Origin of the sequence: Dermacoccus nishinomiyaensis (assembly GCF_900447535.1) — a bacterium.
Lineage (GTDB): Bacteria > Actinomycetota > Actinomycetes > Actinomycetales > Dermatophilaceae > Dermacoccus > Dermacoccus nishinomiyaensis.
Genome location: NZ_UFXX01000001.1, coordinates 579594 through 605154, shown reverse-complemented (window position 1 = coordinate 605154; position 25561 = coordinate 579594). Strand labels below are relative to the sequence as shown.

21 protein-coding genes and 1 riboswitch are annotated in these 25561 nt (G+C 69.1%); of the genes, 11 read left to right on the top strand and 10 right to left on the bottom strand.

The genetic code is table 11. The features are described from left to right. Positions 1–18 precede the first annotated feature (18 nt). Both DYE07_RS02965 and DYE07_RS02960 read right to left on the bottom strand, forming a co-directional pair. Positions 19–720, bottom strand: a complete 702-nt coding sequence (locus DYE07_RS02965) for a potassium channel family protein (RefSeq protein ID WP_006945289.1) — start codon at positions 718–720, stop codon at positions 19–21. A gap of 41 nt (positions 721–761) precedes the next feature. Further along, the gene (locus tag DYE07_RS02960; RefSeq protein WP_006945206.1) at positions 762–1502 is read right to left on the bottom strand and encodes a potassium channel family protein; all 741 of its coding nucleotides are present in this window, start codon (positions 1500–1502) and stop codon (positions 762–764) included. Positions 1503–1586: 84 nt separating this feature from the next. On the opposite strand from DYE07_RS02960, the gene DYE07_RS02955 reads away from it, so the two are divergent. From DYE07_RS02955 to DYE07_RS02940, 4 genes are all read left to right on the top strand, one after another. Next, positions 1587–2870, top strand: a complete 1284-nt coding sequence (locus DYE07_RS02955) for a class I SAM-dependent RNA methyltransferase (RefSeq protein ID WP_115296309.1) — start codon at positions 1587–1589, stop codon at positions 2868–2870. A gap of 253 nt (positions 2871–3123) precedes the next feature. After that, on the top strand, positions 3124–5928 hold the full coding sequence (gene acnA, locus DYE07_RS02950; RefSeq protein ID WP_115296308.1) for an aconitate hydratase AcnA: 2805 nt from the start codon (positions 3124–3126) through the stop codon (positions 5926–5928). Positions 5929–6073: 145 nt separating this feature from the next. After that, positions 6074–6226, top strand: coding sequence for a ribbon-helix-helix domain-containing protein (locus DYE07_RS02945; RefSeq protein ID WP_062255911.1), 153 nt, complete (start codon positions 6074–6076; stop codon positions 6224–6226). Continuing rightward, positions 6223–6966: a VOC family protein gene (locus DYE07_RS02940; RefSeq protein ID WP_062255861.1), complete on the top strand. Its 744-nt coding sequence runs from the start codon at positions 6223–6225 to the stop codon at positions 6964–6966. Before DYE07_RS02945 ends, DYE07_RS02940 begins: the two co-directional genes overlap by 4 nt. 121 nt (positions 6967–7087) lie before the next feature. On the opposite strand, the gene DYE07_RS02935 is transcribed toward DYE07_RS02940, so the two are convergent. The 3 genes from DYE07_RS02935 to DYE07_RS02925 all read right to left on the bottom strand — a co-directional run bounded on the left by DYE07_RS02935 (position 7088) and on the right by DYE07_RS02925 (position 10430). Further along, positions 7088–8047 carry a phosphotriesterase family protein gene (locus DYE07_RS02935; protein ID WP_115296307.1) on the bottom strand — a complete coding sequence of 320 codons (960 nt, stop codon included), beginning with the start codon at positions 8045–8047 and terminating at the stop codon, positions 7088–7090. Beyond that, positions 8044–9543 carry an AMP-binding protein gene (locus DYE07_RS02930; RefSeq protein WP_115296306.1) on the bottom strand — a complete coding sequence of 500 codons (1500 nt, stop codon included), beginning with the start codon at positions 9541–9543 and terminating at the stop codon, positions 8044–8046. The genes DYE07_RS02935 and DYE07_RS02930 overlap by 4 nt, the downstream gene beginning before the upstream one ends. A 179-nt stretch (positions 9544–9722) precedes the next feature. Continuing rightward, the gene (locus DYE07_RS02925) at positions 9723–10430 is read right to left on the bottom strand and encodes a B3/B4 domain-containing protein (RefSeq protein ID WP_115296305.1); all 708 of its coding nucleotides are present in this window, start codon (positions 10428–10430) and stop codon (positions 9723–9725) included. Positions 10431–10823: 393 nt separating this feature from the next. On the opposite strand from DYE07_RS02925, the gene DYE07_RS02920 reads away from it, so the two are divergent. Continuing rightward, positions 10824–11438 carry a M15 family metallopeptidase gene (locus DYE07_RS02920; protein ID WP_172462934.1) on the top strand — a complete coding sequence of 205 codons (615 nt, stop codon included), beginning with the start codon at positions 10824–10826 and terminating at the stop codon, positions 11436–11438. 222 nt (positions 11439–11660) lie between these two features. On the opposite strand, the gene DYE07_RS02915 is transcribed toward DYE07_RS02920, so the two are convergent. Both DYE07_RS02915 and DYE07_RS14470 read right to left on the bottom strand, forming a co-directional pair. Further along, complete coding sequence (locus DYE07_RS02915) at positions 11661–12299, bottom strand: hypothetical protein (protein ID WP_038567868.1); 639 nt, start codon at positions 12297–12299, stop codon at positions 11661–11663. 83 nt (positions 12300–12382) lie between these two features. After that, the gene (locus tag DYE07_RS14470) at positions 12383–13711 is read right to left on the bottom strand and encodes an MFS transporter (RefSeq protein ID WP_144708188.1); all 1329 of its coding nucleotides are present in this window, start codon (positions 13709–13711) and stop codon (positions 12383–12385) included. After that, positions 13705–13810: riboswitch (TPP riboswitch) on the bottom strand. It overlaps the preceding gene by 7 nt. 111 nt (positions 13811–13921) lie before the next feature. On the opposite strand from DYE07_RS14470, the gene DYE07_RS02905 reads away from it, so the two are divergent. The 3 genes from DYE07_RS02905 to DYE07_RS02895 all read left to right on the top strand — a co-directional run bounded on the left by DYE07_RS02905 (position 13922) and on the right by DYE07_RS02895 (position 17543). Then, positions 13922–14299, top strand: coding sequence for a hypothetical protein (locus tag DYE07_RS02905; RefSeq protein WP_074039193.1), 378 nt, complete (start codon positions 13922–13924; stop codon positions 14297–14299). A 171-nt stretch (positions 14300–14470) separates the two neighbouring features. Further along, entirely contained in the window at positions 14471–16507 is a 2037-nt protein-coding gene (dxs, locus tag DYE07_RS02900; RefSeq protein WP_115296303.1) for a 1-deoxy-D-xylulose-5-phosphate synthase, read from the top strand. Positions 16508–16523: 16 nt separating this feature from the next. Beyond that, entirely contained in the window at positions 16524–17543 is a 1020-nt protein-coding gene (locus DYE07_RS02895; RefSeq protein WP_237723719.1) for a phosphotransferase family protein, read from the top strand. A 20-nt stretch (positions 17544–17563) separates the two neighbouring features. On the opposite strand, the gene DYE07_RS02890 is transcribed toward DYE07_RS02895, so the two are convergent. Together DYE07_RS02890 and DYE07_RS02885 are read right to left on the bottom strand one after the other, a co-directional pair. Then, the gene (locus DYE07_RS02890; RefSeq protein ID WP_115296301.1) at positions 17564–17956 is read right to left on the bottom strand and encodes a VOC family protein; all 393 of its coding nucleotides are present in this window, start codon (positions 17954–17956) and stop codon (positions 17564–17566) included. A gap of 231 nt (positions 17957–18187) precedes the next feature. Continuing rightward, positions 18188–18973, bottom strand: coding sequence for a glycerophosphodiester phosphodiesterase family protein (locus tag DYE07_RS02885; protein WP_115296300.1), 786 nt, complete (start codon positions 18971–18973; stop codon positions 18188–18190). A 276-nt stretch (positions 18974–19249) separates the two neighbouring features. Here DYE07_RS02885 and DYE07_RS02880 point away from each other — a divergent pair, with 276 nt between their 5' ends. Continuing rightward, positions 19250–21178, top strand: a complete 1929-nt coding sequence (locus DYE07_RS02880) for a BCCT family transporter (RefSeq protein ID WP_115296299.1) — start codon at positions 19250–19252, stop codon at positions 21176–21178. Positions 21179–21254: 76 nt separating this feature from the next. On the opposite strand, the gene DYE07_RS02875 is transcribed toward DYE07_RS02880, so the two are convergent. Next, positions 21255–22037, bottom strand: a complete 783-nt coding sequence (locus DYE07_RS02875; RefSeq protein ID WP_006945301.1) for an IclR family transcriptional regulator — start codon at positions 22035–22037, stop codon at positions 21255–21257. 153 nt (positions 22038–22190) lie between these two features. On the opposite strand from DYE07_RS02875, the gene hutH reads away from it, so the two are divergent. Together hutH and hutU are read left to right on the top strand one after the other, a co-directional pair. Next, positions 22191–23753 (top strand): histidine ammonia-lyase, encoded by a 1563-nt coding sequence (gene hutH, locus DYE07_RS02870; protein WP_115297063.1) that lies wholly within the window; start codon positions 22191–22193, stop codon positions 23751–23753. A gap of 102 nt (positions 23754–23855) precedes the next feature. Further along, on the top strand, positions 23856–25511 hold the full coding sequence (hutU, locus tag DYE07_RS02865) for a urocanate hydratase (protein ID WP_115296298.1): 1656 nt from the start codon (positions 23856–23858) through the stop codon (positions 25509–25511). The last annotated feature ends 50 nt before the right edge of the window (positions 25512–25561 follow it).

Below are 25561 nucleotides of genomic sequence, written 5' to 3'. Positions count from 1 at the left end.
CGCGAGCCCAGAGCGGCCTCAGGCCTGCGGGTCGGAGTGCACGGTCGAGATCTCCTCGGGGCGCCGGCCCGTCAGCGTCGCCGCGAGCTCGCGCTCGGCCGACGGGGTCGCGAGGAACAGCAGTTCGTCGAGGGCATGCAGGGTGTCGTGCGGGCTCGGTGCGATGGGCAGCTGGTCGCGGATGATGCCGACGAGCACGCAGTCGGCGGGCAGGTGCACCTCGTCGACGCGGCTGCCGACGAACGGCGCGTGAGCGGGCAGCGTCAGCTCGACCATCGTCGCTTTGCCCTGCTGGAACTCGAACAGGCGCACGAGGTCACCGACGCTGACGGCCTCCTCGACGAGCGCCGTCATGAGCCGCGGCGTCGAGACGGCGACGTCGACGCCCCAGCCGTCGTCGAACATCCACTCGTTCTTCGGGTTGTTGACGCGTGCGACGGTGCGCGGCACGCCGAACTCGGTCTTGGCGAGCAGAGAGACGACGAGATTGACCTTGTCGTCACCGGTCGCGCAGACCACGACGTCGGCTGCCTCGAGCTGGGCCTCGTGCAGCGTCGTGACCTCGCACGCGTCGGCGAGCAGCCAGGTGGCCTCCGGAATCGACTGCACGCGGGACTCGCGAGCGTACTTGTCGATGAGTAGCACCTGGTGGTCGTTGAGCAGTAGTTCGCGGGCGATGGAACGTCCGACGCTGCCTGCTCCGACGAGGACGACGCGCATGCTGGGCCTTTCGGTTCGGATCGGACGGGCGGCGGGTCGACTCAGGGCCGGCGGGTCGTCGGGTTGGACGCTTCTGCATGTCCGGAGGACGCGGTTCCTGACGACGCAGGGCGCACACCCGTGATGCTCGACGGCGGTGCCGCGAGCACGGCCTCGACACGCTCGACGTCGCGGGTGGCGAGGACGAGATGCACGGTGTCGCCGTCCTGATGCACGAGATCCTCGCGTGGCAACAGCGCCGTGCCGGTGCGCGCGACGTACGCGACGCGCGTGCCCGTCGCGGCTTCGAGGTCGCGGTAACGGGTGCCGATCCACGCGGCGTCCACGGGCATGTCGACGATGCTGACGCTGCCCGTACGGTCCTGGTGGACCGTGACGGCCTGCTGCGGTACGAGCCGCCGCATCACCTGGTCGGCGGCCCAGCGCACCGTCGCGACGGTGGGGATGCCGAGGCGCTCGTAGATCTCGGCGCGGCCCGGGTCGTAGATACGGGCGACGACGTGGTCGACGCCGTACGTCTCGCGCGCGACGCGTGCGGCGAGGATGTTCGAGTTGTCGCCGCTGGACACGGCGGCGAACGCATACGCCTGCTCGATGCCCGCGGCGACGAGGGTGTCGCGGTCGAAACCGATGCCGACGACACGCCTGCCCTCGAACGAGCTCGGCAGGCGACGGAACGCCGCCTCGTCGCGGTCGACGACGGCGACGGAGTGGCCGGCGTCCTGGAGGTTGCGCGCGAGGTAGGAGCCGACGCGACCGCAACCCATGATGACGTAGTGCACGCTTCGACCTTATCGAAGCCGTGTCCATCCGAGCCAAGCCCACCTTCGTTGCGTTTCGCGGCGACGACAGGAACCCTGGGGCGTATGGCAACCTCTCGCACCGCACCCGGGCGCCGCAGCGCGCAGAACCGTCGACGCACCCGCAAGGGCACTGCGATGGAGGGGCAGCGCCTCGAGCTCGACGTCGAGAACGTCGCGCACGGTGGTCACTGCGTCGCGCGTCACGACGGGCGCGTCGTGTTCGTGCGTCACGCGCTGCCGGGGGAGCGCGTCGTCGCGCGCATCACGGACGGCACGAGCGAGTCCAAGTTCCTGCGCGCCGACGCCATCGAGATCCTCAACGCCTCACCGGATCGGGTGACGCCGCCGTGCCCGTTCTCCGGGCCGGGCCTGTGTGGGGGCTGCGACTGGCAGCACGCGAGTCTCGACGCGCAGCGCCGCCTCAAGGCCGACGTCGTGCGCGAACAGCTCGCCCGCATCGCGAAGCTCGATGTCGACGCACGCTTCCCCGACTTCACCGTCGAGGCCCTGCCCGGTGACGGCCCGATAGCCGAAGGTCTGCGCTGGCGCACCCGCCTGGAACTCGCCGTCGACGGTGGCGTGGCCGGACTGCGTGAGCACCGCTCGCACCGCCTCGTCGAGATCGACGACTGCCTCATCGCCGATGCCGGGTTCACACCCGCCCTGCACGAACGCTTCGACGCCGGCGTCACCGGGTTCGACCTGGTGCGCCCGAGTGGCGGCGACGACATCATCGGCATCGAACTGCCTCAGCCGAGGGGTGAGATCACGCCGACCGTCCGCGAGGTCGTCGAATCGGCGCACGGCAGTGCGGAGTTCGACGTCAGTGCCCGCGGTTTCTGGCAGGTCCACCCGGGCGCCGCGGCGACGTTCCTCGACGCCGTCATCGACGAGACCGACCCGCAGCCGGGGGAGAGCGCCCTCGATCTGTACTGCGGTGTCGGCCTGTTCACGCGGGCGCTCGCCGACCTCGTCGGGCCTGACGGGCGCGTCGTCGGTGTCGAAGCCGACGCGGACGCAGTCGACCACGCGCGCACCAACATGGGCGGTGCGCGCCACGTCGACCTCCTCACCTCACCCGTGGAGAAGGCGCGCCTGCCGCTGGAGCGCGCCGACGTCGTCGTCCTCGACCCACCGCGCGCCGGTGCCGGACGCGATGTCGTCGCGACGATCGTCGGCCTCGCACCGCGCGTCGTCACGTACGTGGCGTGCGACCCGGCGGCACTCGCGCGCGACCTCGGCTACTTCGTGTCGCACGGGTACGAGCTGACGAACCTGCGCGGCTTCGACGCGTTCCCGATGACGCAGCACGTCGAGTGCATCGCGACGCTGCGTCCGCGGGGTTGATCGCCAGCCGTTCTTCGGCGCGCACGCAGTGAGCAGGAACAGGCGCGACCAAGTGTGCGCACGGGCAGACAGGCGCGTCGGATCGGCCTACGATCGATCGTGAGAGCGGCGTCACGACGGGGCTGTCGAAGTTAGGCATGCCTTTGCTGAGGCCCGTTCCCGGCGTGTGATTTGATTATCTTGACGTCAAGATAAATGACGCGGGACGCGTGCCCGAGGGGTGCGTGCCCAGGCAACAGACGAAGGAGTCGGCGTGAGTCAGAGCACGGACAGCTTCGGAGCAAAGGGCAGCCTTGAGGTTGGCTCGAACAGCTACGAGATCTACCGCATCAACACGGTCGAGGGCAGCAAGAACCTCCCGTACAGCCTCAAGGTTCTCCTCGAGAACCTGCTGCGCACCGAGGACGGCGCGAACGTCACGAAGGAGCAGATCGCTGCTCTGGGCAACTGGGACGAGAACGCCGACCCCGACACCGAGATCCAGTTCACGCCGGCGCGCGTGATCATGCAGGACTTCACCGGTGTTCCCTGTGTCGTAGACCTCGCCACGATGCGTGAGGCCGTCGGCGACCTCGGCGGCGACCCGGCGAAGATCAACCCCCTCGCCCCGGCCGAGATGGTCATCGACCACTCCGTCATCATCGAGGACTTCGGCAACCCGCAGGCGTTCGAGAAGAACATCGAGATCGAGTACCAGCGCAACGAGGAGCGATACCAGTTCCTGCGCTGGGGCCAGACGGCGTTCAACGAGTTCGCGGTCGTCCCGCCGGACACGGGCATCGTCCACCAGATCAACATCGAGCGCCTCGCCCGCACCGTCATGGTGCGCGAGGGCAAGGCCTACCCCGACAGCTGCGTCGGCACCGACTCGCACACGACGATGGTCAACGGCCTCGGCGTGCTCGGCTGGGGCGTGGGCGGCATCGAGGCCGAGGCGGCCATGCTCGGCCAGCCAGTCTCCATGCTCATCCCGCGCGTCGTCGGCTTCAAGCTGACGGGCTCGACGAAGCCGGGCGTCACAGCCACGGACGTCGTCCTCACGATCACCGAGATGCTGCGCAAGCACGGCGTCGTCGGCAAGTTCGTCGAGTTCTACGGCGACGGTGTCGCCGAGGTTCCGCTCGCCAACCGCGCGACGATCGGCAACATGAGCCCCGAGTTCGGTTCGACGTGTGCGATCTTCCCGATCGACGACGTCACGCTCGACTACCTGCGCCTGACGGGCCGTGACGACGAGCAGGTGGCTCTCGTCGAGGCCTACGCCAAGGAGCAGGGCCTGTGGCACGACCCGAGCAACGAGCCCCGCTTCTCCGAGTACCTCGAGCTCGACCTCGGCGACGTCGTCCCGTCGATCGCCGGCCCGAAGCGCCCGCAGGACCGCATCATCCTGTCCGAGTCGAAGAAGACGTTCCGCGAGCAGCTGCCGAGCTACACCTCGGGTGTCGAGGGCAACGGCGTCGAGGGCACGACGTTCCCGGCCTCCGACCCGATGCAGCCGGGCAGCGACGAGCAGGCCGACAACTCCACGCCCGTCACGCCCGTCGAGGCCGCGGTGCCGTCGGCCGAGGGCCGTATCTCGAAGCCGGTCGAGGTGAAGATGAACGACGGTCGCTCGTTCACGCTCGACCACGGTCACGTGGCGATCGCCTCGATCACGTCGTGCACGAACACGTCGAACCCGTCGGTCATGATGGCCGCCGGTCTGCTCGCGAAGAAGGCCGCCGACAAGGGTCTGACGCGCAAGCCGTGGGTCAAGACGTCGATGGCGCCCGGCTCGAAGGTCGTCACCGCGTACTACGACGCCGCCGGTCTGTGGGAGAGCCTCGAGAAGGTCGGCTTCTACCTCGTCGGTTACGGCTGCGCGACCTGCATCGGTAACTCGGGTCCGCTCGAGCAGGAGATCTCGGACGCGATCAACGCGAACGACATCACCGCGACGGCCGTCCTGTCGGGTAACCGCAACTTCGAGGGCCGCATCAGCCCCGACGTCAAGATGAACTACCTCGCCTCCCCGCCGCTCGTCATCGCCTACGCGCTGGCCGGCACGATGGACTTCGACTTCGAGAACGACGCCATCGGCAAGGACGACGACGGCAACGATGTGTTCCTCAAGGACATCTGGCCGTCCGCCGAGGAGGTCGACGCCGCGATCAAGGGCGCGATCAAGAAGGACCTGTTCACGAAGGAGTACGCCGACGTCTTCGCCGGTGACGAGCGCTGGCAGAGCCTGCAGACGCCCGAGGGCAAGACCTTCGCGTGGGACGAGAAGTCGACGTACGTGCGCAAGCCGAACTACTTCGACGGCATGAAGATGGAGACGACGCCGGTCACCGACATCAAGGGCGCTCGCGTGCTCGCGAAGCTCGGCGACTCCGTCACGACCGACCACATCAGCCCGGCCGGCAACATCAAGGCCGACAGCCCGGCGGGCAAGTACCTCGCCGAGCGTGGCGTCGAGCGCAAGGACTTCAACTCCTACGGCTCGCGTCGCGGCAACCACGAGGTCATGGTGCGCGGTACGTTCGCGAACATCCGTCTGAAGAACCAGCTCCTCGACGGCGTCGAGGGCGGCTTCACGCGCAACTTCCTCAACGGTGGTGAGCAGACGACGATCTTCGAAGCGTCCGAGGCCTACCAGGAGGCCGGCGTTCCGCTCGTCGTCCTCGGTGGCAAGGAGTACGGCTCGGGTAGCTCGCGCGACTGGGCTGCCAAGGGCACGCGTCTGCTCGGCGTCAAGGCCGTCATCGCCGAGTCGTTCGAGCGCATCCACCGCTCGAACCTCATCGGCATGGGCGTGCTGCCGCTGCAGTTCCCGGCCGGCAAGACCGCGGACGACCTGGGCCTCGACGGCACCGAGACGTTCGAGATCACCGGCATCGAGGCGCTCAACGAGGGCACGACGCCGAAGACGGTCAAGGTCGTCGCGTCGAAGGACGGCGGCGAGCCGATCGAGTTCGACGCGGTCGTTCGCATCGACACCCCCGGTGAGGCCGACTACTACCGCAATGACGGCATCCTGCAGTACGTGCTACGCAACCTGGTGAAGAACGCCGCCTGAGCGATCTGACCCACCTGCACGAGCGACGCGGCCCGGTTCCCCTTCGGGGAGCCGGGCCGCGTCGTCGTGTCGAGCAACTTCCTGCTTCTGGCGCGGTAACGTCGTCGTCCATGCTAAATTGCTAGCAAGATAACAAGGAGGGGTGATGGTCGAGAATCGTCCGAAAAAGGCACAGTTCAACGTCTACCTACCTGCGGACCTAGTTCGAGAGATCAAGCACCGCAGCATCGACGAGGGGCTGAGCCTGTCCGCCTTCGTCGAGCACGTCATGAGCGACTACCTCGAGGAGAAGCGATGAAAGAGCAGGGCACGCAGCGCGTGGCGGTGAGGCAGATCGTGTTCACCGGCGATGCCGAGCGATGGAGTGACCTGGCGCGGGCCTTGGGAGGCGACCCGGTCGTGACCTCGCCCGAGTACGCCGAGTTCGAGATGTCGGGCGGTGGGTTGCTGGGCGTGCATGCCGCCTCCGACGAGGCGCCGACCGGCTCCTGCGCGTTGCAGGTCGTCGTCGCCGATCTCGATGCCGCGCGCGGCGCCCTGGCCGCGGTGGGGGTTGGCGGAACGATGGTGACGGAGGACTTCGGCCGCGTGCTCGACGTGCACCGCGGCCCTGCGGGGCCGGACGTCGCCGTCGTCGAAGGACGGGTGCCGACGGGGCCGCGACGACCGGGTGCGCTCATGGTGACGCCGCTGTCGTTGGTCGGCGAGATTGACACGACCGTCACGGCGTTCGAGGCGTTGGGTCTCCACCCGGTCCTGCGCAGTGACGCGGGCACCTTCGTCGAGATGGTTGCGGCGGGCGGCGGCGAGGTGCTCGTCCACGAGGGGGAGGGCGGTGCCGCACTGTCGTTCCAGATCGACGCGCTCGACGATCTCGAGCGCCTGTGTCGCGAGGCCGGGGTGGAAGTCGAGATCGTCGACGAGACCTATGGGCGCACCGCGCTCATCAGCGCCCCCGACGGGCCTCGCGTCTGGGTGAACGAACGCCAGCGCGACTTCTACGGCTACGAACGACTCGCCGACGCTGCGTCCGTCTGAGGCTGCGGGCCCCTCGGCGGCGCGGGAGGTTGAGGTGATTCGCGCTCCATGAGGCGCGAATCACCTCAACCTTCGGGCGGGTTTCGTGCGGACGCAGGTGCCGGAGTGCTCGACGCCAGGGTCAGCCGCCGAAGTGGCCGCGCGGGTTGTCGACGAGCATCGTCGTGATCTGAGCATCGTCGACGCCGCGCTCACGCAGGGCCGGCAGGACGTCCTCGCTGATGTGGCGGTAGTTCCAGTTCGGCACGGCCGCCTTGCGTGCCTCGGCGGGAAACCAGTCGATGGAACACGACGCGTCATGCGCGAGGACGACGCGCTCGGTGTACCCACGTCGGCACAATTCCGCGACGGTGTCGACGCGTTCTTCGAAGGGCAGCAGCACGTCGAGGCCGAAGCGGTCCATGCCGAGGTAGCTGCCTGCGTCGGCGAGGCGGCACAGGTAGTCGAGGTCCGTCGAGTCGCCGCTGTGACCGATGATGACCCGGCTCAGGTCGGCGCCTTCCTCTGCCAGCACGCGTTGCGCGACGAGCCCCGATTCGCTCGCGGCGTGCGTGTGCACCGTGATCGGCGCGCCGCTCTGCGCGCTCGTCGCGCCGACGGCACGCATGACGCGTTCGACGCCGGGCGTCAGGCCCTGCTCCTCGATGGCGCACTTGAGGAATGCGGCACGCACTCCGGTGTCCGCGATGCCGTCGTTGAGGTCCTTCAGGAAGAGCTGCACCATCGGCTCGGGCTGGTCGAACAGCAGCCCCGGCCCGCTGTGGTGGAACTGGAACGGCACCTCGTTGTAGGTGTAGACGCCCGTCGCGACGATGATGTTCAGCTTCACCTGCTGCGCGATGCGCTGCACCCGGGGGATGTAGCGCCCGAGCCCCAGCACGGTGGGATCCATGATCGTGTCGATGCCGAGCCCCTCGAGCTGCGTCAGCTGCTCGACGGCATCGGCGATCTGGGCCTGCTCGTCCCACTCCGCGTAGTTGAGGCGGTATTCCTCGTTCATCACGAAGATGTGCTCGTGGACGAGAGTCGCACCCATCTGCTCGACTTCGATGGGGCCGGTGACGGTCTGGACCTGCGTCATGGTGTTGCTCCTTCGTCGGTGGTCCATTCGATGGCGCGCTTGAGGATCTTTCCGGTGGCGCCCTTGGGCAGTGCGTCGTCGAAGCGGATGAGGTGGGGCACCTTGTACGCGGACAGCTGCTCCTTGAGCCACGCGCGCAGCTCGTCGGCGCTCAGTTCGCGCCCCGGCGCCAGGACGGCGACGGCTGCGACCTCCTCGCCGTAACGCTCGTCCGGCACGCCGATGACGGCTGCCTCGACGACGTCGGGATGGCTGTAGAGCACCTCCTCGACCTCCCGGGGGTAGACGTTGTACCCACCGCGGATGATGAGGTCCTTCGCCCGGTCGACGATCGCCAGGTAGCCTTCCCCATCGAGACGGCCCAGGTCGCCGGTGCGCAGCCAACCGTCGCTCAGATCCGCGGCGGTGGCCGCCTCGTTGTTCCAGTACCCCTTCATGACCGTCGGGCCCTTGACGAGCACCTGTCCGACCTCACCGACGGGCGCGCGGCCCCCGTCGAGGCTCTCGATGACGATCTCGGTGTCGGGCAGCGCGACGCCGACGGTGCCGGCGCGCTGCTCGATGCCGTCGCGGTGGTAGCTCGCGGCGCCCGTCGTCTCCGTCAGGCCGTACCCCTCGAGGATGGTGCAGGCGAAGCGACGCTCGAAGGCGGCGATGACCTCGACCGGCAGACTCGCACCGCCGGAGGCCGCGAGGCGCAGGTCGGGGCAGTCCTTCGGCCCGAAGTCGCCCTCGACGTGGACGAGGTAGTTCCACATCGTCGGCACACCCGCGACGACGTTGATCTCGTGGTCGCGGATCATCGCCAACATCGCGCGTGGTTCGAAGGGAGAGAGCACCGAGAACGACCCGCCGGCCAGCATGACGGTGTTCATGCACACGCACTGACCGAAGACGTGGAACAGGGGGAGCGCGGTGCCGAACTTCTCCGTCGATGCGAAGTTCAGCTGCGTGATGAACGCGCTCGCCACAGCGAAGAGGTTCGCCACCGTCAGCTGCACCCCCTTGGGGCGGCCGGTCGTGCCGGAGGTGTACAGCAGGATGGCCGTGTCGTCGTCAGCGCGCTCGACCGGCTCGTCGAGCGGAGCCCGCGTGGCGGCGCCGGCGCCGGCATCGAGGATGACGAGGTCCATCGTCAACTTGCTCGCGACGCGTTCGCCAGCCACGGCGCTCGCGTGCCACGCGACGATGTGCCGAGCGCCCGAGTCCGTCGCCACGTATTCGATCTCTGCGGGAGTGGACATCGTGTTGAGAGTCACCGCAATCGCCCCGACGGCCTGCGCGGCGTAGTAGGCGACGGCGAACTCCGGAACGGAGGGGGCGATGAGCAGGACTCGGTCGCCCTGGCTGATGCCGCGGTCACGCAGATGCCCCGCGAACGCGGCCACCTTGTCCCTCAGCGTGGCGTAGTTCCAGGTCGTGCTCGGGCTGCGAAGCGCGGGGCGCTCGGGTGCGCTCGTCGCGTGCTTCCAGATCGGGTCGGCCATGTTCGGCATGCGTCACCTCATGTCGTCGTGATGTGAATCACGGTAGAGGTGAGAGGCGACTCTTGGGCGTTATTCGGCAGTTCTAGTGAGTCGGCAGGCGCGCGACGTGACGTCGCCCGCCCCGATGTTGCCCGGGAAACGGGGCGCCGATGTCGTGAAACCCGGGCCACATCGGCGCCGCCGATGGATCAGAGGATGCGGCTCGTCAGCGTCACTCCGGGGCTGACGGCCTCGAGCGCCTCGCACAGGGCGTCGCGCACCTCGGTGGCGCGCTGCTCGCCGTCGCCGGGCTCGACGTCGAGGACATCGCAGATGAAGATCGCGTTCGTCGTCTCGCCCGTCAGACGCGTGCGATAGCACTGACGCCAATTCCAACGGCGGCAGGTGACGCCGGCGTCGTCACGCCAGACGACTTCGCCGGCGTCGGGGTGCTCGATCGTCTCGGCGCCCGAGGACATCGTCGAGAACTCCTCGTCGCCGGTGGCGCGCGTGAGGCGCAGCGCACCGTCGTAGGCGTCGAGATCCTCGCCGCCGAGGGGCGTCTGGTGACGCACGGACACCGCGTTGTAGGCATCCGTCAGCGCGTTGACGCGGGGGAGGGCGTCGGCTCGGCGCAGCAGCGCCTCCGCCGAGTTGCGTGTGCGCTGCGGTTTCGCGCCGAACGCGCGGTACGCATCGCGCCAGGCCGCGATGTGCGGCAGTTCCTCGGGAGGCGTGTGCTCGAGCATGCCGCGTACGTGCTCCTCGGCGGCGAACAGCAGCGTGTCGCTCTCCTCGTTCGACTCACCGCCGTGCAGGCCCTGCGCGACGACGAGAACGGCACGGTAATCGGGGCGCAGTTCGCGCACGGAGTCATCGATGGAAGCGGCTTCGAGCCAGGCGTCGAAAGAAGTCATGGGCCCATTCTCGCGCGGACGGCACGACGCGTGGGTGCCCCCGGGTGGGGGTGTGTCTCGAGGCGGTGGCCGCACCGGTGCTGCCGCAGCGCGCCGCTGTCTCACGAGCGTGACGCACGATCCCGCGAGCCGCGGTGATGTGTGTCACACTCAAGAGGCAGATGGCGGGGCGGGCAGCGCGCCGACGAGTGACGGGGGAATTCTGCGATGCAGACACTGACGCGACGTGGCGCACTTCGACACGCCGGCCTCGCTGCGGCGACGACGGCCCTCGTGATCGAAGGGGCGCCGCAGGCTTTCGCAGCGGTTCCTGCGTCGAGGCAGGTGGCCCGTGCGGGGGCAACGTCGGTCCTCGTGCGACGGACGACCGCGACGCTTTCCTACCGCGTCAACGTGCGCGATCAGCCCACGCTGGAACCGCGCGCCCGGATCGTCGGGACGCTGGCGAGCACCACGACGCTGACAGGCTCCTACGACGCGAGCGGCCTGTGGTTCCGCATCGCCGAGGGTGGGTTCAAGGGGCGGTGGGTGACGTCCGCAGTCCTCGTCGCGACGACGGCGCGCGCGGTGAACGGCCGTCTGCCGATGTCGGCCGTCACACGACTGCCGAGCTGGAGCGTCAACGTCAGCAACCTGCCGCACGAGCCGCGGTATCTCTCGCGCGCGGCGGCCGTCGGATATCTCGGACTGGCCGCGGCTTTCAAGGCTCGTTTCGGTGTGGCGCTGACGATCACCGAGGCCTACCGCACCCTGAGCCGTCAGCAGCTGCTCTACCGCACTCTCGGCTACCCCCGCGCGGCCGTCCCTGGCACCTCGAACCACGGGTTGGGCAACGCGATCGACTTCGGCATCGCCCGCACGAACGCGATCAACTCGCCTCTGTACTTCGGGCGTTCTTACGACGTGTGGCTGACGGCCAACTCCAAGCGCTGGGGATTCGACCGCCCCGACTACATGGATCGGCGCGGGTCCAACCCCGAGTGGTGGCACTACAACTTCGTCGGGTGACGACGGTGACGGAGGTTGCAACCGCTGGGTGAACCGCGCCGGCCATCAGTTGCTCGACGATTACGCGTCTGCACGAAGCATGTGCCGCACATTCGTCGTGCAGGTGCGTGATGCTCGAGCGGCTATCGGGGCGGGTGGCGGTTGCCGTCAGTCGAGACGCGTCGGCCGCCAGCACCCGTGGGGTACCGGCGGCCGAGATGATGCGTGTGAGGCTGGCCGTAATCAGCCGTGCGGCGTCAGCGTCATGTTGATCGTGTTGCCGGGGCCGGCCACCTGGCTGTTGACGAGGCTCGTCGACAGGCCGCAGTTGGCGAAGTTCGGGATGGTGAACGTGCCCGAGAGGTTGATCGGGTCGAACAAGCCACCCTGCTTGCCCGTCACGGTCAGCGTGATGGGGCTGCTCGTGCGGCAGTTCTTGCCGACGAGGTTGATGAGGCCCTTACCCGTGGCCGAGACATCCTTGATGTGGAGGTTGACCTTCTGGGTCTGCACGATCTTGTGCGTGTTCGGGTCGATCGTTCCGACGGCCTTGCCGACGGGTTCCTGCGAGATCGTCGCGATGGCGATCTGCAGCTTGCCGAGCTTCACCGGCATCTTGAAGTCCTTGAGCATGATGTCGGAGCTCAGGTCACCCTTCTCGACGTGGAGGGTGGAGAAGGTGAAGCCGGTCGTCGTCGAGGACTGCCCGGACTTCTTGATCGTCGTCGTCGCCGACGTGTCGTAGCCGAGGTTCCAGATGGTGTCCTTCGTCGTGTCGCTCGTCGCGGCCTGCGCGCCGGGCGCAGCCATCGTGACGGTGCCGGCCACGGCGGTGGCGACGAGGGCGATCTTGGCGGTACGGCGTGTGGTGAACATGCTCATCCTTCGATAGTCGATGTGAACCGAGTCACGACGTTAACAAGATCATCACGGCGTCGCCACCGGTTCGAGCTGATTTCACCCACTCAACTTACTTTTTCGTAACCACCAACGTTACTTCCGCGTATCCACGCGGGGGCAAGAGTGACGAGGAGGCCCGCGACGCAAAGCACGAGCGGGACGGCGGCCGAACGGCCGAGCCACTGTGTCACGGTGGGCAGCCAGAACGGGTACAGGCCGGGCAGCACGATCGACGCCGAATAGACGCTGCCGTAACCGCGCGAACGTCGCGACTCGGGGAAGTGTTCGGCGAGGTAGGCGCCGACCGGGCCGTAGGCGGAGACGGTGACGATCTGGACGGTCGCGACGGCGATCGTCGTGGCGACGATGCTGCCCGATGACGCGGCATGCATTGCCACGAGATAGGCGGCGGGGGCGGCGATGCAGGCCAGTGCTCCGAACGCCATGAAGAAGCGTGAACGGCCCACACGCGTCGAGACGGCACCCGCCGCGGCCATCGTCGGCGCACTGACGGCCGTCGCGACGAGCATGACGAGCCCGACGTCATGGGGGGAGAAGTGCGGGCGCAGCGAACTCGTCAGCACCGAGACCCCCATCATCGTGAACAACCACAGCCCCGTCATGAGGGTGAACAATGCGGCCACGACACGGCCCGTCACGCGCTCTTCCTCGTCGTCGGTCGCGTCGTGCGCGGCGGGATCGCGATTGTCGGATTCGTGGGGAGAGTGGCTGTGACCTGCCGGCCCGGCGTGCGCTGACCTCGCGGTGAGGGCCAGGATCAACGGCAGGAGTGCGCCGACGACGAACAGCAGGCGCCACCCCCACGTGGTGTACGCGCCGCCGAGTGAGGCCGTCAGCATCATCGTGGCGGCAGCGATGGTGGCGTTCGCGAGGGGTGACATCGCCATGACGAGGCCGCTCAGGTGGCCGCGTCGTTGCGGCTCTGTGAGCGCGAGGGCGCGGGGGATGGCCGCGGAGTACTGCCCGCCGAGGAAGAATCCGGCGGCGAAGCGCAACGCCAGGAGAGCGGCCACGGCCCACGTCGAGGTGTGCAGGGGGAGCGTCACCATGAGGCCGGTGCACACGCTCAGGCCGAGCAGTGCGCCGCGTGACACGCGGGCTCGTCCGCGACGATCGGCCAGGGTGCCGAGGATGAACGCCCCGAGGGGGCGGCCCAGGAGTGTCGCGGCGAAGACGAGGCCGTCGGGAATCGTCGAACGCGTCGACAGCACCCCACCCAGCGCAATGACGGGCAGGAAGATGTCGAACTGGTCGACGAAGTTTCCGACGAGGGCGCTGCGGCGGGCCTCGCGCCGTTCTGGGGTGGCGGCGGCCGGCGCCAGGCGTGGCGCATCGTCGTGGGCAGGGGAAGGGGCAGGCGTCAGGGTAGCCACGATCGAACACTCCCTACGGCGGCATGAACCGCATCAGGTTGGACGGTCGGCATGGCGATGCCCTCTCAGCCCGCGCCTCGGGCTCCCGTGTGACGGGCTCAGCATGCCACAGAGCACCTGGCTTCGGGGGCGTGTCTCGCGCCGGTCTGCGGTCTCGTGGGGCGGTCATCAAATAGAACACGTGTTCGAACAATGGGGTACGCTGGGGTCATGTCGGACGAGGTGAACACCGGCCCTCCGGGCTGGCCGAGAGGTGTGCCGCCGCCGGGTGCACCGGGGTGGCAGGAGGCGGCGACGCAGTGGCTGCTCGATCAGTGCCCCTCGGATTTTCGGGCCTACGACGCATGGCGCCGTCACCCGGTGGCGCTCGCTTGGGTGGCGACGTGGCATGTCGACGCTCAACTCGGCGCGATGCGCGAGTCATATCGCCGCATCCGCGTCGACCTCGCCGACGAGCTGCCACCGCGCGCGGTGCCGCAGGTGATGGAGCACCTGTCCGCGGAGGGGCTGCGGTTGCGTGCCACGGCGCGCGCCGTCCGTCTCGTGCACGAGGCGATGCGCGGCAAGACGTTCGTCCCTCGGCTGTGATGCGCCGGCGTTCGGGGCGGGTGCGTGGGCGGGCAGAGTCCCGGCCTTTGATCTCCGACGGCGCTACCGGCTCCGACGGGGCGCGACGGGAGGGTGCCCCCGCCCGCATGGCGGCTGCGCGGTCGACGACCTAGACTCAGGAGACTGCACTTTCGAAAGGCTGAGTGAGACGTGACGCTGCTGGAAACCATCTCGGGTCCGGACGATCTCAAGCGAATCCCCGCCGAGGAGCTCGACGCGCTCGCCGCCGAGATCCGTCAGTTCCTCGTCGAATCCGTCTCCAAGACGGGTGGGCACCTGGGCCCCAACCTGGGTGTCGTCGAGTTGAGCATCGCGATGCACCGCGTCTTCGACTCGCCGAAGGACACGTTCGTCTTCGACACCGGCCACCAGAGTTACGTCCACAAGTTGCTGACGGGGCGTCACGACTTCAGCAAGCTCAAGAAATCCGGCGGACTGTCGGGTTACCCGAGCCGCGAGGAGTCGGAGCACGACGTCGTCGAGAACTCGCACGCCTCGACGTCGCTGAGCTGGGCCGAGGGCATTGCCAAGGCGCGCCGCCTCAAGGGTGAGAGCGACCGTCACACCGTCGCCGTCATCGGTGACGGCGCCCTGACCGGCGGCATGGCGTGGGAGGCGCTCAACAACATCTCCGCCGACGCCGACCTGCCGCTCGTCATCGTGCTCAACGACAACGAGCGTTCCTATGCCCCGACGATCGGCGGGATGGCGCATCACCTCGCGACGATGCGCACGATGCACACCTACGACCAGGTGCTCGACTGGGGCAAGAACCGCCTGCAGGCGACGCCGAAGGTCGGGACGAAGATGTACGAGGCGCTGCACGGCGTGAAGCGTGGTCTCAAGGACATCGTCTACCCCGACACGGGCGTCTTCGAGAGCCTCGGCATCAAGTACCTCGGCCCGATCGACGGACATGACGAGGCGGCGGTCGAGGCCGCGCTGCGCCGCGCTCGCGACTACGGCCGGCCGACCCTCGTGCACGTCATCACGCAGAAGGGCCGCGGCTACGAGCCCGCGTTCTCCGACGAGGCCGACCAGTGGCACGGCATCGGCAAGTTCAACCCCGAGACGGGCCTGCCGTTCGAGGTGAGTGGCCGCATCTGGACCGACGAGTTCAGCGACGAGATGGTCGCCCTCGGCGCCGAGCGCGACGACATCGTCGCCATCACGGCTGCCATGCTCATCCCCGTCGGGCTCGACGGGTTCGCGAAGAAGTACCCCGAGCGCGTGTTCGACGTCGGCATCGCCGAGCAGCACGCCGTCACGATGGCGTCCGGGTTGTCGTACGGCGGCCTGCACCCCGTCGTCGCCGTCTATGCGACGTTCCTCAACCGCGCGTTCGACCAGCTGCTCATGGACACCGCACTGCACCGTCAGGGCGTGACGTTCGTGCTCGACCGTGCCGGCGTCACCGGCTCCGACGGCGCCTCGCACAACGGCATGTGGGACATGTCGATCTGCTCGATCGTGCCCGGCCTGCACCTCGCCGCCCCGCGCGACGGCGCACAGGTGCGCGAACTGCTGCGCGAGGCCGTCGACATCGACGACGCGCCGAGCGTCATCCGCTTCCCCAAGGGCGACGTCGCCGACCCGCTCGTCGCCGAGAGACGTCTCGGTCGCCTCGACGTCATGCGTGAACCCGACGGCGGCGACGGCGTGGACGTGCTGGTCGTCGGTGTCGGGTCGATGGTCTCGACGGCACTCGGCGTCGCCGATCTGCTCACCGATCGGGGCCGTCGCGTCCAGGTCATCGACCCGCGCTGGACCTACCCGGTGGCCGACGAACTCGTCGACCTCGCCCGCGCCGCGGGCCGGGTCGTCGTCATCGAGGACAACCTCGTCGAGGCGGGCGTCGGCAGCGCCGTCGCGCGACGCCTGCGTGAAGCCGGTGTGCGCACGCCGCTCGACACGTTCGGCATTCCCAAGGAGTTCCTCGTCCACGCCTCGCGCGGCGAGGTGCTCGCGACCGTGGGGCTGACGGCCGCCGACATCGTCGACGCTCTCGGGTGCGACGACGCAGCACTCACGCGCGCCGATGCGTACGGCGGTGGTGCACACGCGCCTGGCGGCGGTGCAGGCACCCGCGACGGTGACGCAGGCACGCAGGCCGCGGGACGTGATGCCGGTGCGACGGGTGATCTCGGGGACGCCATGCCGGTCGCCGCTCACGCCGACATCGACTGAGCGGTCGAACGACGTGGTGAAGTCACCCGATCTTCCTGTTCTCCCCGGCTCTGATCAGGTCGCGCCCGCGAGCGCGATCTGGAGCAGTGAGACGTGGCGCTGGGAGGCTGTGCGCTGGATGGACACGGCCCTCGCGCGGCGCGGTCTCGAACGTGTGCCAACGACGCCGTTGCAGCCGCGGGTGCGTCCCTGGTCGACGGTGCTCGTCGCCGAGACGACCGATCAAGGGCGCGTGTGGTTCAAGGCGACGAGCCCGGAGATGAGCCCCGAGGCCGCCGTCCTGCGCGCGTTGCGTTCCGTCACGCCCGACGCGGTTCCGGTCGTGTGGGCCGACGACCCCGAGCGCGGCTGGCTGCTCATGCCCGATCAGGGCCCGGTGCTGCGTGACGTCCAGCGTGACGACGACGCCGTCAGCCTCATGTCGTCCGTGGTGCGACGCTACGCGCGACTGCAACGCTCGTCGACGCGGGTCGTCGATCAACTGCGCGACGCGGGCGTGCCCGACATGTCGCCGCGCGAATCTGCTCGCCGGTGGCAACGCCTTGGGCTCAAACCCGACACGACACGTGAGGTGCGCCGCGCCGCGCAGCGGCTCGACGCCGTCGGGTTGCCGCTGACCATTCAGCACGACGACCTGCACGCCGGCAACGTCTTTGCCGACGGCACCTCGGCGGGCGCTCACGACGCGCGCATCTTCGACTGGGGCGACGCGAGCGTCGGCAACCCGCTGTGCTCGCTGCTCGTCCCGCTCGAGCGCATCGGCGAGGGCCTCGACGACGACGCCGCCCGCGCAGCCCGTGAGCGCATCCTGCGCGCCTACCTCAGCGTGTGGAGCGACGTCGTCTCGAGCACTGCGCTGAGCGCCGCCGTCGACGACGCCCTGCTCATCGCCCGGGTCGGGCGCGTCTTCACGTGGCAGCGCGCCCTGACGCGCGCGAGTGCCGACGAGCGGCACGCGTGGGGTGTGCACGGACGCCGGTTGATCGCCGAGATCAACCGTTCCCTCGGGCATGCGCCCGAGCCGTCGCACGACTGACGCATCGCGCTCGCGAGCCGTCAGAGCTCGGGCGTCAGCACCTCGACGCGGTTGCCGAACGCGTCGCGGCAGTGGAAGCGTTCGTAGCCGTCGAGGGTGTGGCGCTCGGCCCAGTTCACGTCGAAACCGGCGCCCTCGATGCGCACGCCAAGGGCCTCCAGGGCAGCTGTCGATTCGACGACGAGGGCGGGGTGGGCCTTCTTGGCGGGGACGAACGGTTCGTCGATCCCGAGGTGGATCTCGGCCGCGACGGCGCCGTCGTCAGCGAACGCGCGGAACCACGCGCCGCCGCGCTGCGCGAGCACGCCGGGTTTGGCGACCTCGTCGAGGCCGAGGGCATCGCGGTAGAAACGTCGGGCGTCGTCCTCGCGACCCTCGGGCATCGAGACCTGGACATGATGCAACGTGAGCATGAGGCGCCTTCCGGTGAAAGTATCTTGACGTAAAGATACTTTCGCCGGATACCCGCCGTGTCAACGATTCTCGACGGTCGCGGCTCAGCGATCGCGCCTCGCCACTTCGGCGCACTCCCAACCACGTGCGTCCAGCACACCGCACCTGGCCTCTGCACGGCCACGCCATCAAAGACGAGGTCCGCGCTGCAGGCTGACGAAACCAGGCGATCGCCCGTCGAGCCGCTCTGCTCAGCCCCATCCACCCCGTTCGACGAGGACGTCCTTGAGCACGTCGGCGCGGTCGGTGATGAGGCCGTCGACGCCGAGGTCGAGCAGACGCTCCATGTCGGCGCGCTCGTTGACCGTCCACACGTGGACGTCGAGCCCGGCGCCGTGCAGGACGCGCAGGAGTCTCGGCGTCAGCACGCGCAGGCGGCCCTGACGTTCGGGGATCTGCACGGCGTCGATGCCGTGCGCAAGGCGCGCGACGAGGGGCGAACCGAGCACCGGCAGGTGCGCCGCGAGCCACAGCGCGGTGGTGCGCGACTGCCCTGGCGATGAACGGACCGGTCGCGTCAGGCCGGCGAGGACGGCTCGGCGCCGCGCGTCGGAGAAGGAGGCGATGCGGACGCGATCGTGCGCGCCGCACCGTTCGATGCACTCGATGAGCGGTGTGACCGCGCCGGCCGATTTCACGTCGATGTTGACGCACACCTGCGGCAGTTGCGTCAGCAATTCCTCGAGTCGCGGGATCGGCTCGTGCCCGGCGATGCGCGCCCGTGCGACCACCTCCCATGGCAGGTGCGCGATCGCGCCGGCCCCGTCGCTCGTGCGGTCGAGGGTCGTGTCGTGGAAGGCGACGAGCACCCCTTCGACGGTGGCGTGCACGTCGGTCTCGACCCACCGGTAGCCGAGCTCGGCAGCCGCGCGGAACGCCGCCATCGAGTTCTCCAGCGCATGCGAGGTGCAACCGGAGAAACCGCGGTGGGCCAGGGCGACGGGCCCCGACGCGAGATGCGAGGTTGCCTTGGTCATGAGCAGCGGTCCTCACGTGCGACGGGAGACGAAACGGGTTCCCGCATCGTGCCACAGTCAGGCGTCCGGGGCGCTCATTCGGCATCGCGGGCATCAGCAGTGTTCGGTCGACAGGCGGCATCGTCCAGCACGCACGGTCGCGGCAGACCACCGCGGACCGAACTCGATCGCGAGCAGATCCGACCGGGTACCGGCCAGTAACAACTTGAGATGTGGCCTGCGATCCGGAAGAGTCGTGACTTCCGACCGCACGATGGACACCAGGGAGGACATCGCATGCAAGACGAAGAACCGAAGGCCGACGGCCCGCCGGGCGCCACCCCGGCAACGGCGATCACCGACGACAGCGCTGCGCCGGAGACGGAGGCCGCAACCCCGCAGACACCCGAGGAAGCGGCGCGCCACGAGGGCGAGTCGTCGGACCCGCTGCCCTCCGATCTGTCTGACGCCGCGCAGATCGCCGAGGACGACGACGACGAGGTCATCGCAGAGAAGTTGCGACGCCAGGGCGTGCGCCTCGGCAAGGGCGGAGTCGCGCCACGCGTCTTCTGGCCGGCACTCATCGTCATCCTGGCGGTGGCCGTGCTCGGCGTCGCCTTCCCCGACGGCACCGGTGAGGTGCTGCCGAACATGCAGTCGTGGATCGTCACGAACTTCGGCTGGTACTACATGCTCGTCATCGGCGGGTTCATCGCCTTCGCCGCCTTCATGGGTCTCAGCCGCTACGGCTCGATCAAGCTCGGCAACGACGACGAGAAGCCCGAGTTCGGGGTCTTCTCCTGGTTCGCGATGCTGTTCGCCGCGGGCATGGGCATCGGCCTGGTCTTCTACGGCGTCGGTGAGCCACTCACCTACGCGACGACGATGCCGAAGCCCGGCTGGCCCGAAGGCGAGGCCGAGCGTTCACAGCTCGCGATGGCGCAGACCTTCGTCCACTGGGGTCTGCACCCGTGGGCGATCTACGCCGTCATCGGGCTGGCCCTCGCGTACGCGATCCACCGTCGCGGCCGCCCCATCTCGATCCGGTGGGCTCTCGAGCCGATCCTGGGCGAGCGCGTCAAGGGTTGGATGGGCGACCTCGTCGACATCCTGGCCATCTTCGGCACCGTGTTCGGTGTCGCGACGTCGCTGGGTCTCGGCGTGCAACAGATCGCCTCCGGTCTGAAGTCCATCGGCATCCTCGACAGCACGGACAACACGATCCTCGTCATCCTCATCGTGTGCATCACGTTCCTGTCGACGCTGTCGTGTGTCTCCGGCCTCGGCAAGGGGATCAAGTGGCTGTCGAACATCAACCTCAGCCTCGCCGGTCTGCTGCTCATCTCGGTGCTGCTGCTCGGCCCGACGCTGTTCCTGTTCCAGAACCTCACCGAGGCGCTCGGCGTCTACCTCGCCAACGTGCTCGGCATGACCTTCGACGTCGGTGCCTACACGGGGGAGAAGGGCGCTGACTGGAACTCTGCGTGGACGATCTTCTACTGGGGCTGGTGGATCAGCTGGGCGCCGTTCGTCGGCGTCTTCATCGCCCGCATCTCCCGCGGGCGCACGATCCGCGAGTTCATCGCCGGCACGCTTCTCGTGCCCACGCTCGTCGGGTTCGTCTGGTTCGCCGTCATGGGCGGCGCCGGCATCCACCGTCAGCTCTTCGGTGACGGCGGTCTCGTCGACAAGACCGACGGTGTCGTCGCGGAGAAGGTGCTGTTCACGGTGCTGCAGGACATGCCGCTCGGGCAGGTGCTGTCCGTCATCGCGATCCTGCTCGTCGCCGTCTTCTTCATCACCTCCTCCGACTCGGGTTCACTCGTCGTCGACATGCTCGCCTCCGGTGGTCACCCCAACCCGCCGACGTGGTCGCGTGTGCTGTGGGCCCTCATGGAAGGTGCCATCGCCATCGGCCTGCTCCTCGCCGGCGGGCTCAAGGCGCTGCAGGCGGCGTCTCTCGCGACGGCATTGCCGTTCAGCGTCGTGCTCGTGCTCATGTGCGTCGCGACGTTCAAGGCGGTGCGCTACGACTACCGCCGTCGTGAGGAGAAGGAGTTCCTCGGTCGCGTCGAGTACGTGCGTCAGGAGTTGCAGTCGAACTTCGACGAGCACTTCGGCCGCCAGGTCGACCACCGCGTCGACAACCGCATCGACTACCGCATCAGTCGCACGACGGGCCCGTGGGGCGGCGGCAAGCACGCCAAGGACGACGGGCGCTCCTGAGCAGCGCGCCGTTCGCCCGAGGCCCCCGTGGAGTTCACCTCCACGGGGGCCTCGCGCCGTTCAGCCCCGCAATCATTCACCCGTTCAATCGGCGAGTGAGGGCCTGCGCGCTCGCTCGACACGCCGCGACGAACCGATCGTGTCGCTCGGCCGGATCCTCACCGTGGCGCGCGAGACGCCCCTCGTCCCACGTCACCGCGAGGCTCGCGGCCGGTAGCTCGTTGTGGTCGAGCACCGCGCACCCCACGGACGCAAAGCCCTCCGTCACCGAGCCGTTCTCCCAGGCATGGCCGCGTTGGCGCACCTGCGTGAGTTGTGAGCGCAGCTCCTTGAGCGTCCCCGGCGCATTGCCGTTCTCACGGCGTCGGACGAGGTCGTCGCTGCGCGGAAACAGCGCACGCACCTGCGCAGCGGGCAGGGCCGCGAGAATCGCAAGGCCACTCGCCGTCACGGTCGCGGGCAGCCGCACGCCGACGTCGGTGACGAGTGGCGGCACCCCGAGCGGTCGCTCCTCGAGCACGTACACGACGTCGCGCCCGTGCAGGACGGCGAGGTGCGCGCAGGCCCCCGTCCGCTCCGCGAGGTCGGTGACGATGCTCTGCGCCGCGCGCTGCAGCGGCGCCTGACGCCGGTAGGCCGAGCCAAGCTCGTGCGCGGCTGGCCCCAACCCCCAGCGTCGTGTCCCCTCGTCGTGCGTGACGAACCCTGCGGCGCGCAGCACGCCGAGCAACTTGTAGACGGACGAGCGGGGCAGGTCGAGCTCACGGGCGAGAGCCGCCGCCGGTGCGGGCGAGGGGCGCGCGGCGATGCGCTGCAAGAGCGCGAGGACGTGCTCGGCGGCGGGGACGTACGACGACATGCGCCCAGTGTCTCGTATCCGAGACAAAAAGCGCGTCCTGGGTCACGCACGAGTGTGGTCACGGGCGAAGGTGGTGTCATGACGAACGCCTCGATGCCTCAGCACCACCACGACCCCGCCGCGACGCCCGGCGCCGGCGTCACGCCCCCTGACATGAGCGCTGCCTGCGAGGTCGAGGTCGGCATCGGCGCCCTCAGCATCGACGACGTCGTCGCCGTCGCCCGCCATGACGCGCGCATCGTGCTCAGCGAGGCGAGTCGCGCGGAGGTCGCGAAGAGCCGCGCGATCATCGACGCCCTCGCCAACGACCCGGTGCCGCACTACGGCATCTCGACCGGTTTCGGTGCGCTCGCGACGCAGCACATCCCGCTCGAGAAGCGTCAGCAGCTGCAGCGCAGCCTCGTCGCCTCGCACGCCGCGGGCAGCGGTGAACCGGTCGAGTGCGAGGTCGTGCGCGCGCTCATGCTCCTGCGCATCTCGACGCTCGCGACCGGGCGCACCGGCATCCGTCCCGAGACGCTCGACGCGTATGTCGCGATGCTCAACGCCGGCATCACCCCGGTCGTGCGCGAGTACGGCTCGCTCGGTTGCTCCGGCGACCTCGCGCCGCTCGCGCACTGCGCGCTCGCGCTCATGGGCGAGGGCGAGGTCGTCGACGCCGCCGGCCACCTGACGAACGCCGAGAACGCGCTGCGCGCCGCCGGCATCGAGCCCGTCCAGCTGCAGGAGAAGGAGGGCCTGGCGCTCATCAACGGCACCGACGGCATTCTCGGCATGCTGTGCCTCGCCATCGCCGATCTACGCATGCTCTTGACGAGCGCCGACGTCGCCGCCGGCCTCAGCGTCGAGGGCCTGCTCGGCTCGGACGCCGTCTTCGCCGACGACCTGCAGCAGCTGCGCCCACACCCCGGCCAGGCGCTCTCGGCGGCGAACCTGCGCAAGGTGCTCGCGGGCAGCGGCATCCGCGAATCCCACCGTGAACCGGGCGCCTGCACCCGCGTGCAGGACGCCTATTCGCTGCGCTGCTCGCCGCAGGTCATCGGCGCGGCCCGCGACACCCTCGAGCACGCGACGACCGTGGCGAACCGCGAGCTCGCGGCCGCCGTCGACAACCCCGTCGTGACGCTCGACGGCCGCGTCGAGTCGAACGGCAACTTCCACGGAGCGCCCGTCGCGTACGTCCTCGACTTCCTCGCCATCGTCATCGCCGACGTCGCGTCGATGAGCGAGCGCCGCACCGACCGCTTCCTCGACGTCGCCCGCAACCACGGCCTGCCGCCGTTCCTCGCCGACGACCCGGGCACCGACTCGGGCCTCATGATCGCGCAGTACACGGCCGCCGGCATCGTCAGCGAACTCAAGCGGCTCGCGAGCCCCGCGAGCGTCGACTCGATCCCGAGCAGCGCGATGCAGGAGGATCACGTCTCGATGGGCTGGGCCGGCGCCCGAAAGCTGCGTCGGGCCGTCGACGGTCTCGCCCGCGTCCTCGCCATCGAGACGCTGACGGCGACGCGCGGCATCCAGCTGCGCGCACCGCTGACGCCCGGGCCGGTCGCGGCCGCCGTCATCGACGCGCTGACGGACGAGGCCGGCCAGCCCGCCGGCATGCCGGGGCGGGATCGCTACCTCTCGCCGGAGATCGAACGCGCCGTCGCGCTCGTCAAGAGCGGCGCCGTCCGTGACGCCGCTGCCCGAGCCGCGGGCTCGCTCGACTGACGCGTCCTGGACGGTTGCTCACGCACACCAGCGGGCGATCGTCCCTCCACCCTCCGCATCGACCCACCCGCAGTTCCGCCGAACCTGACCGAGGAGCACCCCATGGAAGGCGCCCGTCCCGTCCGCGCACCCCGCGGCACCCAGTTGAACGCTCGCAGCTGGGCCACCGAGGCCCCCTTGCGCATGCTCATGAACAACCTCGACCCGGAGGTCGCCGAGCGCCCCGACGACCTCGTCGTCTACGGCGGCACCGGCCGCGCCGCACGTGACTGGCGCAGCTTCGACGCGATGGTGCGCACACTTGAGACGTTGAAGGCCGACGAGACGATGCTCGTGCAATCGGGCCGGCCCGTCGGCGTCATGCAGACGCACGAGTGGGCGCCGCGCGTGCTCATCGCAAACTCGAACCTCGTCGGCGACTGGGCGACGTGGCCCGAGTTCCGCCGCCTCGAGCAGATGGGTCTCACGATGTACGGCCAGATGACGGCCGGGTCGTGGATCTACATCGGCACCCAGGGCATCCTGCAGGGCACGTACGAGTGCTTCGCGGCGATCGCCGAGCGCACGATCGGCGGCACCCTCGCGGGCACGCTGACGCTCACCGGCGGCTGCGGCGGCATGGGCGGCGCCCAGCCCCTCGCCGTCACGCTGAACGGTGGCACGTGCCTCATCGTCGACGTCGACCCGGCGCGTCTGCACCGCCGCGTCGAGCACGGCTATCTCGACGAGATCGCCGACGATCTGGACGACGCCATCGACCGCGCCGTCGCTGCGAAGAACGCGAAGAAAGCCGTGTCGATCGGCGTCGTCGGCAACGCCGCCGAGGTCTTCCCGGAGCTGCTGCGCCGCGACGTGCCCATCGACATCGTCACCGACCAGACGAGCGCGCACGACCCGCTGAGCTACCTGCCGATCGGCATCGACGTCGCCGACTGGTTCGAGTACGCCGCGAAGAAGCCCGAGGAGTTCACCGAGCGAGCGCAGGAGTCGATGGCGCGTCACGTCGAGGCGATGGTCGGTTTCCAGGACAAGGGCGTCGAGGTGTTCGACTACGGCAACTCGATCCGCGACGAGGCGCGCCAGGGCGGTTACGACCGCGCGTTCGAGTTCGAGGGCTTTGTGCCGAAGTACATCCGCCCGCTGTTCTGCGAGGGCAAGGGCCCGTTCCGCTGGGTGGCGCTCTCGGGCGACCCGAAGGACATCTACGCGACGGACGAGGCGGTGCTCGACCTGTTCCCGGACAACGAGCGCCTGCACCGCTGGATCAAGGGCGCCCGCGAGAAGGTGCACTTCGAGGGCCTGCCGGCGCGCATCTGCTGGCTCGGCTACGGCGAACGCGACAAGGCCGGCCTGCGCTTCAACGACATGGTCGCGAACGGCGAGGTGAGCGCCCCCATCGTCATCGGGCGCGACCACCTCGACTGCGGCTCTGTCGCCTCGCCCTACCGCGAGACGGAGGCCATGCAGGATGGCTCCGACGCCATCGCCGACTGGCCGCTGCTCAACGCCCTCGTCAACACGGCGAGCGGCGCGAGCTGGGTCTCGCTGCACCACGGCGGCGGTGTCGGCATCGGACGCTCGATGCACGCGGGGCAGGTCTCCGTCGCGGACGGCACGCCGCTGGCCGCGCAGAAGCTCGCGCGCGTGCTGACGAACGACCCCGGCATGGGTGTCATCCGCCATGTCGACGCAGGCTACGACACCGCCGAGAACGTTGCCGCCGAGCGCGGCGTCCGCATCCCGATGAGCGAGGGCTGAGCCGGACGGCGTCGGACGCGGGGGCGTGGCGTGCTCGGCATGCCCCGCCC